This window comes from Streptomyces sp. NPDC028991 (assembly GCF_055564775.1).
This window is the reverse complement of record NZ_JBVHVP010000002.1, coordinates 577,693-596,050: the sequence shown is the minus strand read 5'-3', so window position 1 is coordinate 596,050 and position 18,358 is coordinate 577,693. Positions and strand designations below refer to the sequence as shown.

Sequence of the window (18,358 nt, the reverse complement as noted above, 5' to 3'; positions counted from 1 at the left end):
GGCGCGGGCGTGGCCCCGCATCCGGTGGACGTCCGCCGGATGCGGGGCCGTGGCCCCGCGGCGGGGCGCTCAGCTCACGCCGGGCGCGCTGGTCCTCAGCGGCGCCTGACGTCCCCCTTCCCGCAGGCGGTGCCGTCCCCGTCCGGGTCGAGGCGCAGCGGGTCGTCCCGGCCGTTGACCGGCAGGCGTCCGTAGTCGTTGCGCTGCAGCCAGTCGCAGCGGGCGGCCGTCGTCTTCTTCACGTCGGCCGGGAAGGCGGTCGGCACACAGACGTTGGCGGAGCCGTAGTGCCGGTCGCAGCCGGAGACGGCGGGGCCGACCGGATGCGACGCGCGCTTCCTGCCGGGCCCCGCGGTCTCGCCGGACGGGGTGTCGGCGAAGGAGTGGACGTGCGCGGAGGCGTCCTTGGTGCTGAGCGCCCGCGGGCCGTCCAGGTGCACCCACTTCGCCACCGACGGCACGCCGTTCGCGTCGACCGCGAAGAGCATGTACCAGCCGGGCGGGGCCAGGTTGGGGTTGCTGGTGACATTGAGGTCGACGTTGTTCCCGTCGACGGACAGGGGCAGGTCGACGAACCGCTGGTTCGGGTCGGAGGAGTGGGTGACCGCGGCGGGGCGGATCAGCTCCGCCTTGGCGACGGGCCGGTCGACGGTGATCCGCTGGGTGTCGCCGTAGTTCCACTCGGTGTCGATGACCGAGGTGATCGCCGGACGCTCGCCCTTGAGCAGGTAGGGCGGGGTGTAGACGGACACGTCGTGGTTCCAGGAGCCGTTGCCCGGATTGTCGCCGGTCGTCATCACCCGGCCGTCGGGCAGCAGGAACGCCGAGGAGTGGTAGCCGCGGGCCTCCGGGTCCACGGCCACCGGGTCGAAGGTCTCCGTCTCCGGGTCGAAGATCGACGTCTCGAACACCGGGTCGGCCCGGTTGTGCAGGGCGCCGCCGGTCTCCAGCACGGTGCCGTCGGGCAGCAGCACGGTGGAGACGTACATCTTGCCCTGGTCACCGGTCTGCGGGACCGGGCCGTCACCGAGATCGACCGTGCCCTGCGGGAGCGGAGGGCCCGCGACGTACGCCGGGTCGGGCTGCTTGAGGTCGATGATGTCGGTCAGGCGGTTGGCGTCCGGGTTGGAGTCGATGTTGCCGCCGCCGATGGTCAGCACCTTCTGGTCCTGCGCCGGGGGCAGCAGCACGCTGGCGGACTGGTCGCGTTCGTCCTTGTCCTGGAGGCCCGGCACCTGGGTGATGGTGTTGGCGTCGTAGTCGTAGACCGCCGAGCCGGTGCCGGGGATGTTGTCGCCGAAGACGTGGCTGCCCGAGTAGAAGAGCCGCCCGTCCTGCATCAGGATCATCGACGGGTACAGGCCCCAGTACGACCAGGTCTGGTTGACCTGCCAGGTCGGCAGCCACTTCTGCTGCTCGTCGGACCACAGGTCGGCCGTCACCGACCCGGTGGAGTCCTCGCGCAGGCCGCCGAAGGAGATGACGTCGCCGTTGCCGAGGATCGTCGCCGACGGGTACCAGTGTCCGTCGTTCATGTCGTTGGTCTTGAGGTAGGTCTCGGTCTCCGGGTCGAAGACGTACGAGTCCTTGTAGCCCTGGTAGCCGATCGTGCCGTCCGCCGACGGGTAGCCGGCGTTGCCGCTCATGACGAGGACGCGGCCGTCCTTGAGCTGCACGTGCCCGGCGCAGAACATGTCCTTGGGCGTCGGGATCGTCTTGTACTCGCCCGTCCCCGGGTCGTAGACCGCCGACGTGAAGGTGCCCGCCTCGAACATCTCCGGGTCGTTGCCGGAGCCCGCGATCAGCAGCACCTTGCCGTTGTGGAGGACGACGGAGTGCATGGAGCGGACCGGGTTCCGGGTGGGCAGCACGTCCCAGCGGCCGTTCGCGCACTCCTCGGCGGTGCCCGTGCACTCCGGGTCCGGCACCGGTTCGGCGACCTGCTCCATCGTGTAGTCGTCGGTGGTCGCCGAGCCGGTGCCGTAGACGGAGACGCCCCAGCTGATGCGGTCGGTGCCGGCCGGGACCTCGGGGGTGCGGACGCTCGCCTGTGTCCAGTCGGCGGCCATGTCGAGCGTCTTGAGGTCGGTCCAGTACTGCCAGCCCGCGGTGGGGTCGTGCCGGAAGAGGGTGAGGGAGGCGTCCGGCGTCGTGGTCTTGTACCAGAGGGACAGGTCGTACTGCTTGCCCGCGGTCACCACCGGCGCGCACTCGGTGGACTCGGTGATCAGCGCCTTGCGGTCGCCGTCGGCCCGGCGGGTCAGCTCGACCTTCATGGCCTTGGTGCCGGAGTGGGCGTCGGCGACCGTCTCGAAGGTGAAGTCGTTGTCGCCCCAGCCGGACTTCGACCAGCAGTACGGCATGTCGCCGGTGCCGGCGGTCTCGAAGCCGGGGTTGCTGATCAGGTTGGCGGCCGAGGCGGGCTGGGGCGCGGTGAGGAGGAGGCCGCCGGTGAGGGCGGACACCGCCAGGAGGGCGGAGGTTCTCCTTCGGGGGCTGCTTCTCATGCCTCACTCCTTGCTGTGCGGGCCGTACGGCGTCGGCGCGGGAGGTACACGAGCGCCTCCGTCCCGGCGAAGCGCAGGACGAAGGTGATGACGAGGGCCAGGGCGGTCGCGGGCAGCACGGTCAGCCCGAACTGCCCGACCAGCAGGGCGATGAGCGGGATGCGCAGCACCAGGTCGGCGTTGGCGATCAGGGTGAACCGCAGGGTCCGGTCGGCCCAGTGCCGGTGCCGGCGGCGGTCGCGGAACAGCAGCCGCTCCAGGAGCAGGAAGTTCCAGGCCACGCCGAACTGGTTGGCGACGATCTCGGCGGGCAGGTAGTGCAGGCCGGCCTCGGTGAGCGCCCACAGGGCGGCCAGGTTCGGCACGAAGCCGCTCAGCCCGATCAGCCCGAAGGCGACCATGCGGGCCAGCGGCGAGGTGGTGCGCAGTCCGGCGAGGTGGCGCAGGAAGCGCAGCCCCTCCCGCGCCGTGGACTTGGACTCGCCGGCGAACCGCTCCTCGAAGACGAACGGCACCTCGGTGACCGCCTGGGGGCGGCTGCGGACGGCCAGTTCGAGGAGGATCTTGTAGCCGAGGGGTTTGAGGACCTCGGCGGTGACCTCGCTGCGGCGGATGGCGAAGAAGCCGCTCATCGGGTCGCTGATGCCGTGCAGCCGGCGCGGGAAGAGCGCCTTGGTCAGCCAGGTCGCCGCGCGCGAGACGGCGATCCGGTAGCTGCCCGCCAGCCCGGCGCGGCTGCCGCCCTTGATGTAGCGGGAGGCGACGACGAGCCCGGCGTTCGCCCGCTCGCCGGTGGCCACCAGTTCCGGCACCAGGGAGGGCGGGTGCTGGCAGTCGCCGTCCATGACGACGATCCAGTCCGAGCCGGCCGCCTTCATGCCCTCGACGACCGCGCCGCCGAGCCCGCCGGCCGGCTCCTCGCGGTGCCGGACGGTGACCGGGAAGGGGCAGTCGAGCGCCGCCTCGCGGATCACGTCCGGGGTGTCGTCCGTGGAGTCGTCCACGAAGACGACCTCGCAGGGCAGCCGGGCGGGCACGGACTCGGTGATCAGGCGCAGCAGCCGCCGTACGTTCCCGGACTCGTTGAAGGTCGGTACGACGATGGTGACGGCGCCCGGCTCGGGCACCTCCGAGGCGCCCAGGGCCGGACGTCCCAGCTCGCCGGGGACGGTGGACTCGTGGCTCATCGGGCGGCTCCGGAGGGCTGGATACGGCGGATCTCGATGCGGTCCGCACCGGTGCCGAAGACGGCGACCGGGGCCGAATGGTTCATGGCGGCCCTGACGTTGGGCAGGTCGACCGCGTCCCGCCGCACCGTCGGGGAGGCGACCACGTAGTCGATGTCGCGCCAGCCGCCCGGCATCGTCTTCGTCACCGCCGGGTCGAGGTCCGCCTTGTAGAACCAGATGACTCCGAGCCCGGGTTCGTATCCGGCGTGCACGAGGTCCAGCCAGAGCGCGTCGTCGACGAGGACCCGGGTGCCGGCGGGGTCGTCCACCTCACTGGCCAGCCAGTCGGCGGCGGCCTCGTAGGGGGCGTTGGCGTCGGCGGTGACAGCGGTGCGGCCGCCGTCGTACCAGCGGGGCACGACGTAGGCGCCGGCGGCGAGCACCAGGACGCCGGCGAGCGCGTACCGGCCGATGGTCACGCCCCGTTTCTCGGCCTCGGTGCGCCATCTGCGCAGCACGGCGTGGGCGACGCTCGCCGTGCCGCCGGCCAGCACCAGGGCGAGGAAGGGCAGTGCCTGGATGACGTACATCGCGGGCAGGTAGCCGGTGGGGCGCAGGGCGAGGCCGGCCAGGATCGCGACCGTCAGGGCCGGTCCGGCGAGCGCCCGCGCGGTGACCGACCAGCGCCAGGTGGCCAGCAGGAGCAGCGCCCCGGCGAGGCCGCCGAGCGGCAGGACGCGGTCGTAGTACAGCCAGGACTGGAGGACGCCCCAGGAACCGGAGCCCTCGTCGAGGACGAAGCCGGAGCCGGGGCGGGTGAGCTGGTACTCGATGCCCTCCCACAGGGACACGTGTCCGCCGCCCGGCAGCAGCTCGCCCTTGAGCAGGGCGAAGAGCGGATACGAGAACCCGATGAGCGCGCAGGCCGTCACGGCGCCGGTCACCGCGAACTTGCGGGTGTCCTGGTGGCTGTGGCGCCACATGGTGACCAGCAGGGCGGGCAGGACGACGAGCATCGTCTCCTTGGTGAGCACGGCCGTGGCGGCCGCGATGCCCGCGCCGAAGTGGTGCCACAGGTGGCGGCTCGGGGAGGCGGCGAGCGCGAACGCCAGCAGCGTCCACATCACCGCGAGATTGTCGAGGAAGATCTCCCGCTGGAGGACCACCGACAGCGGGGAGAGCCCGAAGAGGGCCATGGCGAGCCCGGCCGCCCAGCGCGGCAGGGAGAGCCGGCGGGCGATGACGTAGACGAGGACGGCGGAGACGGCGCTGACGATCAGCATCACGCCGCGCATGGCGCCGACGGTCATCGACTCGGGGCTGAGCAGCGCGGGGATCCAGGTCAGCACGGCTATCTGGATCCAGCCGAGCGGCGGGTGGTCGTACCAGTAGGTGTAGTGGGCCAGGCCCTCGCCCTGCTGGACGGCCCAGGCCTGGGCGAGGTAGGTGCCCTCGTCGTCGCTGAGGGTGGGGTAGTCGGAGATGTTCCAGCCCTGCACGAGCATGATCGCCACGAGGAGCGTGCCGCACAGCAGCAGGTCGGGGCGCGAGGAGCGCAGGCGCCCCGGCGGCGCCTTCGGTCCGGGGGCCGGGCCGGTGTCGTGGGCAGGCCGCCGCTGCGCGGGGACCTTGGTGCCGGTCGCCGCGGGGAGGGTGGAGGTCACGCGGGAACGTCCTCTCGGTCCACGGGCGCGAGGTGCGCGCCGACATGGCTGGTCAGCTCCCAGTCGTTGCGGCCGCGCTGCTCACGCCATACGGCGCGGACCGCGGCCCCGGCGAGGAGGACCTGGTAGAAGGGGCCGCCGACGATCAGCTTCAGGTATTGCGTGAAGCGGACCCGCAGGCCGTACTGCTTGCCGAAGTCGTGCAGGCCGACGACCTCGAAGACGAAGGTGACCAGGGCGGTGACGGCCGGCAGGAAGGTGACGAAGGCGATCCCGACGGGCACGTCCAGGAAGAGCGCGATGGCCACGTTGAGCGGGATGACCACGCCGGTGAAGGCCTGGAGGAACGGCGTCATCAGCGTGTAGCGGGCCAGCAGCCGCTGAGTGAAGCTGGGCAGTTGTTTCCAGTCCTTCTTCCGGTACACCTGGAGGAAGCCCTGGTTCCAGCGGGTGCGCTGCTTGAGCAGGGACACCAGCGTGCCCGGGGTCTCCTCCCGGGTGACCATGTCGGAGTCGTAGGCGACGACGACCTTCTTGCCGGAGCTGGAGAGCCGGACGCCCAGGTCGCAGTCCTCGGCCAGGCAGTCGGGGTCCCAGCCGTCGGCCGCCCGCAGCACGTCCGTACGCACGAAGACGGTGTTGCCGCCGAGCGGGATGAACCCCTTCTGGGCGTGCAGGTGCAGGCGGGAGCGGAACCAGAAGAAGTACTCCAGGCAGTTGCGCAGGCTGTACCAGCTGGAGTGGAAGTTGATCAGCTGGACCCCGCCCTGCACCACGTCGGCGCCGGTGGTGCGGAAGGCGTGGTCGACGTGGGCGAGCAGTTCGGGATGGACCTGGTCCTCGGCGTCGAAGACCCCGACGACGTCGCCGCGGCAGTGCGGCAGCGCCGTGTTCATGGCCTTCGGTTTGTTCTTCTTCTCGTGGGTGTCGACGACGACCCGCACCCGGGGGTCGCGGTCGGCGGCCTTCTCGGCGACGGCGGTGGTCTCCGGATCGTCGTGTCCGACGATCACGATGATCTCGAAGTCGGTGTGGGACGAGGTGAGCAGTCGCTGGATGGTGTGGTCGAGCACGGCCTGCTCGTGCCGCGCGGGCAGGAGCAGCGAGAACGACACGTGCTCGTCGCCGTCGGGGCGGCTGAACCGGGTGGAGGCGAGTACCTCCGGCGTACGCCAGGCGTGCATCTGCCACCAGAGCGTGAACGCCGCCATCCAGAAGAGTGCCAGTGAAACGGCAGCGATGAAGACGGACGTAAGCAAGAAAGATCCCCCCAGATCTTTGAACTCCCCCTGCGCGGCGGAGCACCCGAATCGGGCGTCCGCTCCGCCGCGTCACGGTGAAGAGACTAGGGGTAACCTGTGAAACCCATAAGGTGTTTGGGTGAAGAGCGTGTTTCCTCACAATGCGGACCGGGCCTGAACAATTCGCCCGCCGGTCGCGTTCCGGATGCTTCCGTTTATGTCGTTTTAGCTGTTCGGGGCGGCACCCAGCGCGGTACGGAGCCGCTCCGGTTCGGTCGTCGGCGCGTCGCAGGTGAAGTTCCGGCAGACGTACGCGGCCGGGGCCCCGTCCACCAGCGGCCGGCCGGCGAGCAGCGGGAACTCGTCGCTCCCCTCGGCACCGAAGGCGACGACCGCACCGGGCGCCGTCCCCAGAAGCGCCGTGCGGTGCAGGCCCTTCGTGGCGCCGTCGCCCAACGCCGGGCCGACGACGGCGACTTCACGCGGACCGTCGAGCAGCGCCTCGGCGGCGGCCAGCCCCCAGCCGACGAAGCGCGGGACGCGCGGGCCGAGCGCCTTCACGACGCCGAGGGCGTGCTCGGCGGCGGTGCGGTGCGGCTCGGAGCCGGTGTGGGCGGCGTAGGACAGCAGGGCACCCGCGGCGGCGGTCCAGCCGGACGGGGTGGCGTTGTCGGTGGGGTCCTGGGGGCGGCGGATCAGTTGCTCGGCGTCGGCCGCGGTGTCGTAGAGCGAGCCGGATTCGCCGGTGAAGCGGGTGAGGACGTGGTCGAGGAGCAGTCCGGCGAAGTCCAGCCAGACGCCCTCCCCGGTGACCGACGCCAGCGCGAGGAGGCCCTCCGCCGCGTCGGCGTAGTCCTCCAGCACCCCGGCGTGGGCGCCCGCCCGGCCGTCCTTGCTGGTGCGGGAGAGCCGGGCGTGCTCGTCGAGGTGCAGCCGTACGAGCAGGTCGGCGGCGGCGACGGCGGCCTCCACCAGGTCGGGGCGCTCGAAGTAGGCGCCCGTCTCGGCGAGCGCGGCGATCGCGAGGCCGTTCCAGGCGGCGACCACCTTGTCGTCCCGGGCCGGGGCGGGGCGCCCGTCCCGCGCGGCGAGCAGCCGCTCCCGGACGGAGGCGATCCGCTCGGCGTCGAACACGCCCTCCTGCTGCGGCAGTTGCAGCACCGAGGACCCGTGCTCGAAGGTGCCCTCCTCGGTCACCCCGAAGTACAGCGCGGCGAGTGCGGCGTCGTCGGCCCCGAGGACCTCGGTGAGCTGCGCGGGCGTCCACACGTAGTACGCGCCCTCGACGTGCCGGCCCGTACCGTCGTCGCTGTCCGCGTCCAGCGCGGAGGCGAAGCCGCCCTCGGCGGTGCGCAGTTCACGCACCATGAAGTCGGCGGTCTCCAGGGCGACGCGGCGGGCGAGGTCCGAGCCGGTGGCGCGCCACAGGTGGGCGTAGACGCGGCACAGCAGGGCGTTGTCGTAGAGCATCTTCTCGAAGTGGGGCACGACCCACTCGCGGTCGACGGAGTACCGGGCGAAGCCGCCGCCCAGCTGGTCGTAGATCCCGCCGCGTGCCATCCGCTCGCAGGTGTCGCGCGCCATCTCCAGCGCGCCGTCGGCGCCGGTGCGGGCGTGGTGGCGCAGCAGGAACTCGACCACCATGGACGGCGGGAACTTCGGCGCCCCGCCGAACCCGCCGCGCTGCGGGTCGTACTCCCGGGTCAGCCCGAGGAGCGCCTGCCCCAGCTCCGCCTCCCCGGGCGGCTGCGCGTCGCCGTAGGAGATCTCCCGCCCGGCGAGGTCCCGCACGATCTTCCCCGCCACCTCGGTGACCTCGTCCCGCCGCTCGGCCCAGGCCTGGTGGACGCCCTGGAGCACCTGCCGGAAGGACGGCATGCCGTGCCGGGGCTCCGGCGGGTAGTAGGTGCCGAAGTAGAAGGGCTCGGCGTCCGGCGTGAGGAACACGGTCATGGGCCAGCCGCCCTGCCCGGTCGCCGCCTGCACGGCCTCCATGTAGACGGCGTCTACGTCGGGGCGCTCCTCGCGGTCGACCTTGACGTTCACGAAGTGCGAGTTGAGGAATTCGGCCGTGGGCCCGTCCTCGAACGACTCGTGGGCCATCACGTGGCACCAGTGGCACGCGCTGTAGCCGACGCTCAGCAGGACGGGGACGTCACGCCGCCTGGCTTCCTGGAAGGCGCCGTCCTCCCACGGCCACCAGTCGACCGGGTTCTCCGCGTGCTGGAGGAGGTAGGGGGACGTCGCCTGCGCAAGTCGGTTCGGCATACCTCCATCCTCGCGCACGCACCGCCGCCCCGCCGATACGCCACGGGGAAGGGACGCGCGGACGGGGCAGCCGGCACCGTGAAGGGAATCCTTCGGCAGGCGCTTCCTCAGTAGTCGACGCGGTCGGTCTTGGCGAGCCACGCGTCGAACGGCTGGGTGCGGTGGGGCAGGTCCAGGTGCTCGACGGACATGGGCCACATCTCCTGGGGCCGCTTCTCGAACAGGTCGTAGAACTTGCGGTCGTCGAAGCCGGCCACGGCGGCGTCGTGGCGGTCGGCGGAGAAGATGAGCCGGTCGACGCGTGCCCACAGGGAGGAGGACAGGCACATCGGGCAGGGCTCGCAGGACGTGACGAGGGTGCAGCCTTCCAGGCTGAAGGTGCCGAGCTTCTGGCAGGCGGCGCGGATGGCGCTGACCTCGGCGTGCGCGGTGGGGTCGAGGCTGGAGGTGACCCGGTTGTTGGCGAGCGCGACGATCTCGCCGTCCTTGGCGACGAGGGCGCCGAAGGGGCCGCCGCCGTTCGCGACGCTGGTGGTGGCGAGCTCGATGGCCTGGTCCATCCAGGCGCGCTCGAACTCGCGGATGCCGGTCTCGACGGTGTAGGTGGTCATGGGTGTCCCCTAGTGGCGTGTGGGTGGGCCCGCGGGCGCCCCTAGGCGCGGTTCGGGGCGTCCGCGGAATTTCAGCCTGTACGGGGAGTACACATCCTGCCGATCACAACCGGCCAGAGGCCGAAGGCACGAACAGCGGGCGGGCTGGGAACGGCGCTTCGTAGACTCCTACAAAGACGGGCCGGACCCGTGTTCGTCGGCCGGACGGCGCGAGGAAGGCGAAGGCGCGGGCCTGTCGGCGTCGTGCTCGGTTTCGCTCGCGGCTTCGCCCTCGGTATCGCTCGCGGTTTCGCCCTCGGTATCGCTCGCGGTTTCGCCCTCGGTTTCGAAGGTGCGCAGCAGATCGGCCGCGACGCTCACGGCGATCGTCGCGGGTTCCTTGCCGGTGATGTCGGCCAGCCCGATCGGGGTCTTGATCCGGTCGATGGCGGCCTCGTCGTGGCCGCCCTCGGTGGCGAGGCGTTTGCGGAACCGCGCCCACTTGGCGGCCGATCCGATCAGCCCGACGGACCCCAGACCGGTGGTGCGCAGGGCGGCGTCGCACAGAGCGGCGTCCTCGGCGTGATCATGCGTCATGATCAGGACGTGGGTGCCGCGCGGCAGCCGGGCCAGCACCTCCTCGGGCAGCAGCGGCGTGTGATGCACGTGCACCTGCGCCACCGCGTCCGCCAGCACGTCGAGCCGCTCCTCGGTGAGCATGTCGGAGCGGTTGTCGACCAGGTGGAGGTCGAGGTCCTGACGTGCCAGGATGCGCGCCAGCTCCAGCCCGACGTGCCCGACACCGAAGATCGCCACCGCTCGCACCACCGGCAGTGGCTCCAGCAGCACCGAGACCGTGCCGCCGCAGCACTGCACGCCGTGCCGGTTGGTCACCTTGTCGTTGAGCGCGAAGTCGATCAGCTCGGGTTCCGGATCGGCCGCGGCGATCATCTCCCGGGCCCGGTCGATCGCGACGGCCTCGACATTGCCGCCGCCGACGGAACCCCACGTCTCGGCCCGCCCCACGACGAGTTTCGCACCGGCGTCGCGCGGGGCGTGGCCGCGCACGGCCGCGACGGTCACCAGCACCCCGGACTCCCGGCGTGCCCGCAACCGCGCGACCGCGGCGACCCATGCCATGTCAGGCACCGCTCAGCGCTTCCGCGTCGGTACGGACCGCGCCGTCGACGCGCCCGTTCCCGGCGCGACCGGCGGTGGCGGCCCCGTCGCGGGCCCGGCCGTCGCGCGAGGCAGCGGCCCGGCGAGCCGACTGGACCGCCCAGTACACCGCCTCCGGTGTCGCCGGCGAGGCCAACTCGACGCCGACCCCGCCGGGCCCGAAGGCGGCGGCGGCCTGCCGCAGCGCCTCCCGCACCGAGAACGCCAGCATCAGCGGGGGTTCACCGACCGCCTTGGACCCGTACACCGCGCCCTCTTCGGTGGCGTTCTCCAGCAGCGTGACGTTGAACTCCTCGGGCATCTCCGAGAAGCTCGGCAGCTTGTAGGTGCTCGCGGCCTGGGTCAGCAGCCGGCCGCGGTTCGGCCCGTCACCGGTGTCCCAGCGCAGGTCCTCGAGCGTCAGCCAGCCCGCGCCCTGCACGAAGCCGCCCTCGACCTGACCGATGTCGATCATCGGCGAGAGGCTGTCGCCGACGTCGTGCACGATGTCCACCCGCCGGAGGCGGTACGCGCCGGTGAAGCCGTCCACCTCGACCTCGGCGGCGGCGGCGCCGATGGCGAAGTACTTGAACGGCGAGCCCTGGAAGGTCTTCGCGTCCCAGTGCAGACCCTCGGTCCGGTAGTAGCCGGCCGCCGACAGCTGGACCCGCTGGAAGTACGCGGTGCGCACGAGGTCGTCCCAGGCCAGCTCCTTGTCGCTGCCCAGGGTGCGCGCGACGCCCTCGACGATGCGCACGTCCGAGGCGTTCGACCCCAACTGGCTCGCGGCCACCTGCAACAGCCGCTCACGCAGCTGCTCACAGGCGTTCTTCACCGCCCCGCCGTTGAGGTCCGCTCCGGAACTGGCCGCGGTGGCGGAGGTGTTGGGCACCTTGTCGGTCCGCGTCGGGGCGAGGCGCACCTTGTGCAGCGGGATGCCCAGCGTGGTCGCGGCCACCTGCAGCATCTTGGTGTGCAGGCCCTGGCCCATCTCGGTGCCGCCGTGGTTGATCAGGACGGAGCCGTCCTTGTAGATCAGCACCAGCGCGCCGCCCTGGTTGAAGGCGGTGAGGTTGAACGAGATGCCGAACTTGACGCCGGTGACCGCGAGGGCCCGCTTGGTGTGCGGGTGCGCGGCGTTGAAGGCGGCGATCTCGCGCTCGCGGTCGGCGACGCCGCCGTTGTCCAGGACCTGCCGCCAGACGGCGGAGATCCGCTCGGGCTGCGTGACCGGCTGCCCGTACGGCGTCGTCTGGCCCTGGCCCGGCCGGTAGAAGTTGCGTTCCCGCAGCTCCCTGGGGGCCAGGCCGAGCCGCGGTGCGCAGCGGCCCAGGATGTCCTCGATCACCAGCATGCCCTGCGGTCCGCCGAAGCCGCGGAAGGCGGTGTTGGAGACCGTGTTGGTCTTGGCGATGCGGCCGGCGACGCGCGCGTTGGGGATCCAGTAGGTGTTGTCGATGTGGCACAGCGCCCGGGCCAGCACCGGCTCGGACAGGTCCAGGCTCCAGCCGCCGTCCGCGGTCAGCGTGGCGTCCAGGGCCTGGATACGGCCCTCGGTGTCGAAGCCGATCTTCCAGGTGGCGTGGAACCCGTGCCGCTTGCCGGACATGGTCAGGTCCTGGGTCCGGTTGAGCCGGAACCGGACCGGCCGGCCGGTCAGCTTGGCGCCGAGCGCGGCGACGGCCGCGAACCCGTGCGGCTGCATCTCCTTGCCGCCGAAGCCGCCGCCCATCCGCAGGCACTGCACGGTCACCTCGTGGGAGGGCACACCGAGCACGTGGGAGACGATTTCCTGGGTCTCCGACGGGTGCTGGGTGCTGCTCTGGACGAACACCTGCCCGTTCTCGTCGACCTGGGCCAGCGCCGCGTGCGTCTCCAGGTAGAAGTGTTCCTGACCGGAGAACTGGAACTCGCCGGTGAGCACGTGCGCGGAGTCGGCGAAGCCGGCGTCGACGTCGCCGTGCACCATGACGGGCCGGGCACCGTGGTAGCTGTCCGCCGCGATGGCGTCCTGAAGCGTGATCAGGGAAGGCAGCTCCTCCAGGTCCACCTCCACGGCCGCCGCACCGAGCCGGGCCGCCTCCAGGGTCTCGCCGAGCACCCAGGCGACCGCGTGGCCGTGGAACATGACCTCGTCGGGGAAGAGCGGCTCGTCGTGCTTCATGCCGGCGTCGTTGACGCCGGGCACGTCGGCCCCGGTCAGCACACGCACCACGCCCGGTACGGCGAGCGCGGGCCCGGTACGCAGCGCCGTGACCCGGCCGCGGGCCTTCATGACCTGGACCGGGTACGCGTGCAGCACGTCCTTGGTGCGCTGGACCAGGTCGTCGGTGTACAGCGCGGTGCCGGTGACGTGCTGGACGGCACTCTCGTGCGGCATCGACACGCCGACGACGGGCTTTTCGGGACGCTCGGACAACTGGCTCATGACGGCACCGCCTCGGTGGTCTGTGCGTACAGCTTCAGCAGGCTCTGGCCGAGCATCGCGGAGCGGTAGTCGGCGCTGGCGCGGTGATCGCTCATCGGCGTGCCCTCGCCCCGCAGCACCTCGGCCGCGGCCTCGACGGTCTCCGCCGCCCACGGCCTGCCCTCCAGGGCCGCCTCGGTGGCGAGCGCGCGGACCGGGGTGGCGGCCACGCCGCCCAGACCGATGCGCGCCTTGCGGACGGTCCCTGCCTCGATGTCCAGCGCGAAGGCGACCGCCACGCTGGAGATGTCGTCGAAGCGCCGCTTGGCGATCTTGTGGAAGGCCGCGACCGGCGACAGCGGCAGCGGGACGCGCACCGCGCGGATCAGCTCGCCGGGACGGCGCACGCTCTGCCGGTAGCCGGTGAAGTAGTCCGCGAGCGGGACCGCGCGCTCACCGTCGGCGTCGGCGAGCACCACCGACGCCTCCAGCGCGAGCAGCACCGGCGGACTGTCACCGATGGGCGAGCCGGTTCCCAGGTTGCCGCCCAGGGTGGCGCCGTTGCGGATGAGCCGGGACGCGAACTGCGGGAACAGCTCCGCCAGCAGCGGAACCGTTCCGTCGAGGCGGCGTTCGATCTCGGTGAGCGTCAGCGCCGCCCCGATCTCGACGTGGTCGGATTCGACCCGCAGTTCCCGCAGTTCGGGCAGCCGGTCGATGGCGACCACACAATCCGCCCGACGGGAACGGATATTCACCTCGACGCCCCAGTCCGTGCTTCCCGCGACCACCACCGCGTCGGGCCGCTCGCGCAGCAACCGCAGTGTTTCGGCCAGGGTGCTCCTCCGCAGGAACTCGCTGTCGTCCCGGTGGTATTCGGTGGCGACCGGTGCGGGCGGGGACTGTTCGCGACGCCGCGCCAGCGGGTCCTCGTCGGTGGGCGCGCCGACGGCGAACGCGGCATCGCGAATCGGGCGGTAACCGGTGCAGCGGCACAGGTTTCCACTCAACGCGTGCAGGTCGAACCCGTTCGGACCGTGCTCGGCGTCGGTCGCGTCGGTCGCGTCGGTGCCGCCGGACGCGTCGGTGCCGCCGGCCGCGTCCGGGCCCGGCTCCGCGTGCGCGCAGCGGTCGGGCCGGTAGTACTCGGCGGCCATGCTGCAGACGAACCCCGGCGTGCAGTAACCGCACTGGGAGCCGCCGCGGACCGCCATCTCCTCCTGCACCGGGTGCAGGGTGGGCGGCGTACCGGGTTCGCCGACGGTGGCGAGCCCCTCGGAGGTGACCACCTCCTGGCCGTCGAGCGCCGCGACCGGGACCAGGCAGGCGTTGACCGGCACCCAGTCGGTGGGCTTGTTCACCCCCGGGCGGGCCACCAGGACCGAACAGGCGCCACACTCACCCTCGGCGCAGCCCTCCTTGGTTCCGGTGAGGCCACGCTCGCGCAGGAAGTCCAGCACCGTGGTGTGCGGAGCGGCCGGTGCGATCGGTGTCTCTTTCCCGTTGACCGTGATCCGTGCCGCTACCATGACAGACCTTCATTTCGACTCGGGACAGGTCGATTCATCATGTTCGCCAATTTCAGGCAGCTTTCTATGTCCAGACGCGCCGCATAAGAGAAGCGAGCGCAAATCGGCACGCGACAGCGGCATGCCGTGAAGTGGTGAAGGGGGAAACCCGGAATGTGCCCTGCTCACGGGCACGGCAGAACGGCGTACTCAGCAGCCGTGCGCGACCCGACCCGAAACCCAGACCGTACGGCGGGCGAGGCGACCCAGATCAGAGTTCGTGTACATCCGCCGGTCGCCTCCTTTCCCCAGTCGTTGGGTTCTCGATAATCATGAGTCTGCTTCCATCGCAAATTAGTGGCTGCGGCCACCGGGGTCAAGAGGTGGACCGGCCGTCCGTCCCGGCCGATGAGCACCGGCCCTCTCCCCAGGCTCTCCCCATCGCAGGACACTTGACCGAGGCGCAACCGGGGAAGGACCCGGGGATGGGCCGGGAGGACCCCGGCGAGGTCTGGGGAAACCCGGGTGGCACCGGTGCCGCCGGAGGGGGCGCGACATGCGGGACAGTCATCGGCCGGAGGCCGAGCGGCTACTGAGGCGGGCCGTGGAGGAGGAGGTGCGGCGCTCGGGCGGGCGCACGGACGGGACCGTGCTGCTGTCCCGGGCGCGCGGGGCGCTGGACGCGATGGCGGACACGGCCGCCGAGGAGTACGAGGCCTACACCCGCGCCCTCGACGAGGCGGCGGCCGGCCAGCTCACCTTCCGGCAGCGCTACGCCCGGGAGGGCGCCGGCACTCCCCTGCTGGTGGCCGCCGTGGCGGCGGTCGCCGCGGTGGTGGCGGACATGGCGCTCGGCACCGGTACGGGCACGGCGGTGGGCGCGGGAGTGGCCGTCGGGGTCGTCGGCGCCGCGGCGACCGTGGTGAAGGTGGTCGGGTCCCACGTACCGGCCGCCCACCACCGCGCCGGCGCCGCCGGCCAGCCCGGCGGGCCCGAGCAGCTGCGGCTGCAGTGGCTGACGGCGCTGGAGGTACGCGGCATCCGCCCGTTCCTGGACCAGCAGCGGATGCTCGCCGCCTCCACCGGGCCGAAGAAGACCGGACCGAAGCTGCGGGGTGCCGACAAGAGCGCCGCGGCCCGGGGACGCAGCGCGCTGGAGCAGTCGTTCGCGCAGCTCCCCGAGCCGGAGGGCACCTTCGCGGGCCGGCGGCAGGAGATGGCGCGGCTGCGGCAGTGGGTGCAGGCGGCCCGCGCGAGCACGGAGACGAAGCCGACGGTGGTCGTGCTGCACGGAGCGCCCGGCAGCGGCCGTACGACGCTCGCGGTGCGGGCCGCCCATGAGCTGCGGGACTACTTCCGCGGGGCGTGCGTCGTCGACCTGCGCGGGGACGGTGCCGATCCGCGCGAGGACGGTTCCGCGCCGGGCGGCGAGTCGCCGCTGAGCACGCGGGACGCCCTGCTGCATCTGCTGAACCGGCTCGGGGCGCCCCGCGAGCAACTGCTGTTCCGCGAGCGGTCCTCGGCGGACCAGCAGGTCAAGCGGCTCAGCGAGCTGTACCACCAGCACCTGACGGGCGTCCCGGTCGCCGTCGTCCTGGACGACGCCTCGGACGCCGGGCAGGTGCGCACGCTGGTGCCGGAGCGGTCGGACAGTCTGGTGCTGGTCACCGCGCGGAAGGCGCTGGAGCTGCCGCCCGACCTGCCCGCGCGGGTGTACCACCTCCCCGTCGAGGCGCTGGACGCGGCGGGCGCGGAGGAGCTGCTGGGCGCCGCCGCGCAGGACGCGTCCGGGCCCTACGACGCCGAGTCCACCGACGGGATCCGGCAGCTGTGCGGCGGGCTTCCGCTGGCGCTGCGGGTCGCGGGGTCGTCGCTGGGCCCGCGCTCGCCGCGCGCCCTGGCGACCGACCTGGGCGCGTACGGGCCGGTGGAGCCGGTCGAGCGGGCCCTGTGGCTGCGCTACACCGACCAGCCGGAGCCGGCCCGGCGGCTGCTGCGCCGGCTGGCGCTGGCGGGCCGCACCTCACTGGGGGCCGCTGCCGCCGCCGCGCTGCTGGCCACGGACGAGACCGAGGCGACGCGGCAGCTGGCGGCACTGTCGCGGGCGGGGCTGCTCGATCACGTCCGCGGCAGCCGCTACCGGCTGCACGACGTGGTGCGCGCCTTCGCCCGGGCCCGGCTCGCCGACGAGGAGGAGCCGGCCGAGCGCGCGGCGGCGCAGGAACGGCTGATCGCCAACTACGCCGAGCTGGCCGATTCGGTGCTGCGCCTGGTCGACGGCAACATGTCGACCCGCTCGGACCGCTTCGGGCAGCACGGCTTCACGTCCCTGGACGAGGCGCTGCGCTGGCTGGACGACGAGTCGAGCTTCATCACGGCGGCGCTCCGACACGCGGAGGGCGTCGACCAGGGCGCGGTGCTGAACCTGCTGGGCGCGCTGTGCGACTACTGCCTGCTGCGCGGCGACCTGTACCGGCTGGGCGAGATCAGCGAGCTGGCACAGTCCGTGGACCAGGGGCTGCTGGTCCGTTCGGTGCAGTGGCGTACCGGCATCGCGGCCCGGCAGCTCGGTGAGCTGGACAAGGCCCGCACGACGCTCACCTCCGTGGTCGACCTGTACATGGAGGCCCATCACGACGCGGGGGCGGCGCGTGCCCTGTGCTCACTGGGCATCACGCTGCACCACCAGGGCAACCTGACCGAGGCGGCGGCGAAGCTGCGGGAGGCGCTGGATCTCCAGGCCTCGCCCGAGCTGGACACGGACCGCGCGTGGACGCTGCACGCGCTGGCGGCGGTGCAGCGGGACCGCGCCCGGCTGACGGAGGCCCTGGACCTGCTCACCGAGTCACTGGTACTGCACCGCGCCGGTGAGTCGGTGCACGGCCAGGCCTGGGCCCACTTCCAGCTCGGCCAGCTGCGTCTGCGCATGGGCGACGTACCGCGCGCGGAGGCGGACCTGCGCGCGGCCCTGGAGCTGTACGGCCGCACCCAGGACGCGCGCGGCGAGGCCTGGGCGCTGACCCAGCTGGCGCGGGCGCGCCTGGTGGACGGCGACGCCTCCGAGGCGGTCGAGGAGCTGCGGCGGGCCGCGGCCCGGCACCGCGAGAACGAGGACGCGCGCGGCGAGGCCTGGACGGTCTACTACATCGGCCAGGCACTGGAGGAGACCGGCGACCTGGACCAGTCGGTCCGCGAGCTGGAACGCTCCCGCACGATGTTCTCCCGGATGCGGGACGTGTACGGCCTGGCCTGTGCCCGGCACCACTCGGCCCGCGTGACCCGCGACCAGCGCGCCGCCCAGACCGGCTCGCTGCGCAACTCCGGCTTCGCCCGCCAGCTCCTGGTCGACGCCCGCGCCGACTTCCAGCGCATCGGCGTCGGCCACGGGGAGGCGTGGACCTGCCTGGAGCTGGCGGTGGTGGACGCGGGCAACGCACGTACCCCGCAGGCCCTCGCGCTGTGCGACGAGGCGGCGGCGCTGTTCGCGGCCTACGGCGACCGCAGGGGCGAGGACTGGGCCCGCTTCCTGCGCTGCACCCTCCTGCCGTACGCCGCTCCGGGGGGCATGGAGGTCGGCACGGCGGTGGCCCAGGAGGAACTGGCCCAGCTGTCCCGGGCCGGCCATCCGGCACGGGACGCGAAGCTGGGCGACTACATCGACGCGTACCAGCTGCTCCTGGAGCGCGGCGTCCAACTGGAATCCGGCTGGCAGGCCTGGCACCTGGGCATGGTCCCCAACCGCCAGGCCCGGGAGGTGATGGGGGTGGCTGTGACGGCCGCTTAGCTGCGGGGCGGCCGTCACAGCCACCCAAGCCACCCCCAGTGCCGGAACGGGCCGGGAGGTAC

General features: G+C 72.3%; 10 protein-coding genes. 1 reads left to right on the top strand and 9 read right to left on the bottom strand.

Annotated elements, in window-relative coordinates:
- Positions 1 to 95 precede the first annotated feature (95 nt).
- The 9 genes from ACZ4V1_RS06870 to ACZ4V1_RS06830 form a co-directional block, all read right to left on the bottom strand.
- Entirely contained in the window at positions 96 to 2,507 is a 2,412-nt protein-coding gene (locus tag ACZ4V1_RS06870) for a galactose oxidase-like domain-containing protein (protein WP_468330401.1), read from the bottom strand.
- Positions 2,504 to 3,694, bottom strand: coding sequence for a glycosyltransferase (locus tag ACZ4V1_RS06865; RefSeq protein ID WP_468330398.1), 1,191 nt, complete (start codon positions 3,692 to 3,694; stop codon positions 2,504 to 2,506). Before ACZ4V1_RS06865 ends, ACZ4V1_RS06870 begins: the two co-directional genes overlap by 4 nt.
- Entirely contained in the window at positions 3,691 to 5,340 is a 1,650-nt protein-coding gene (locus ACZ4V1_RS06860; RefSeq protein WP_468330395.1) for an ArnT family glycosyltransferase, read from the bottom strand. Before ACZ4V1_RS06860 ends, ACZ4V1_RS06865 begins: the two co-directional genes overlap by 4 nt.
- Complete coding sequence (locus ACZ4V1_RS06855) at positions 5,337 to 6,599, bottom strand: glycosyltransferase (RefSeq protein ID WP_468330392.1); 1,263 nt, start codon at positions 6,597 to 6,599, stop codon at positions 5,337 to 5,339. Before ACZ4V1_RS06855 ends, ACZ4V1_RS06860 begins: the two co-directional genes overlap by 4 nt.
- 207 nt (positions 6,600 to 6,806) lie before the next feature.
- Positions 6,807 to 8,849 (bottom strand): thioredoxin domain-containing protein, encoded by a 2,043-nt coding sequence (locus tag ACZ4V1_RS06850; RefSeq protein WP_468330389.1) that lies wholly within the window; start codon positions 8,847 to 8,849, stop codon positions 6,807 to 6,809.
- Between the two features lie 107 nt (positions 8,850 to 8,956).
- Complete coding sequence (locus tag ACZ4V1_RS06845; protein WP_468330386.1) at positions 8,957 to 9,460, bottom strand: nucleoside deaminase; 504 nt, start codon at positions 9,458 to 9,460, stop codon at positions 8,957 to 8,959.
- A gap of 168 nt (positions 9,461 to 9,628) precedes the next feature.
- On the bottom strand, positions 9,629 to 10,579 hold the full coding sequence (gene xdhC / locus ACZ4V1_RS06840; RefSeq protein WP_468330383.1) for a xanthine dehydrogenase accessory protein XdhC: 951 nt from the start codon (positions 10,577 to 10,579) through the stop codon (positions 9,629 to 9,631).
- Between the two features lies 1 nt (position 10,580).
- Positions 10,581 to 13,025, bottom strand: coding sequence for a xanthine dehydrogenase molybdopterin binding subunit (xdhB, locus tag ACZ4V1_RS06835; RefSeq protein ID WP_468330380.1), 2,445 nt, complete (start codon positions 13,023 to 13,025; stop codon positions 10,581 to 10,583).
- A complete protein-coding gene (locus tag ACZ4V1_RS06830; RefSeq protein ID WP_468330377.1) occupies positions 13,022 to 14,533 on the bottom strand; it encodes a xanthine dehydrogenase small subunit in 1,512 nt (503 codons plus the stop codon). Before ACZ4V1_RS06830 ends, xdhB begins: the two co-directional genes overlap by 4 nt.
- 535 nt (positions 14,534 to 15,068) lie before the next feature.
- Between ACZ4V1_RS06830 and ACZ4V1_RS06825 the strand changes: the two genes are divergently transcribed.
- A complete protein-coding gene (locus tag ACZ4V1_RS06825) occupies positions 15,069 to 18,296 on the top strand; it encodes a tetratricopeptide repeat protein (RefSeq protein WP_468330374.1) in 3,228 nt (1,075 codons plus the stop codon).
- The last annotated feature ends 62 nt before the right edge of the window (positions 18,297 to 18,358 follow it).

Bases quoted from the DNA above. Each gene is read 5' to 3' on its own strand.
- ACZ4V1_RS06870 (WP_468330401.1), bottom strand. From the start codon at position 2,507: ATGAGAAGCAGCCCCCGAAGGAGAACCTCCGCCCTCCTGGCGGTGTCC.
- ACZ4V1_RS06865 (WP_468330398.1), bottom strand. From the start codon at position 3,694: ATGAGCCACGAGTCCACCGTCCCCGGCGAGCTGGGACGTCCGGCCCTG.
- ACZ4V1_RS06850 (WP_468330389.1), bottom strand. From the start codon at position 8,849: ATGCCGAACCGACTTGCGCAGGCGACGTCCCCCTACCTCCTCCAGCAC.
- ACZ4V1_RS06845 (WP_468330386.1), bottom strand. From the start codon at position 9,460: ATGACCACCTACACCGTCGAGACCGGCATCCGCGAGTTCGAGCGCGCC.
- xdhC (WP_468330383.1), bottom strand. From the start codon at position 10,579: ATGGCATGGGTCGCCGCGGTCGCGCGGTTGCGGGCACGCCGGGAGTCC.
- xdhB (WP_468330380.1), bottom strand. From the start codon at position 13,025: ATGAGCCAGTTGTCCGAGCGTCCCGAAAAGCCCGTCGTCGGCGTGTCG.
- ACZ4V1_RS06830 (WP_468330377.1), bottom strand. From the start codon at position 14,533: ATGGTAGCGGCACGGATCACGGTCAACGGGAAAGAGACACCGATCGCA.
- ACZ4V1_RS06825 (WP_468330374.1), top strand. From the start codon at position 15,069: ATGCGGGACAGTCATCGGCCGGAGGCCGAGCGGCTACTGAGGCGGGCC.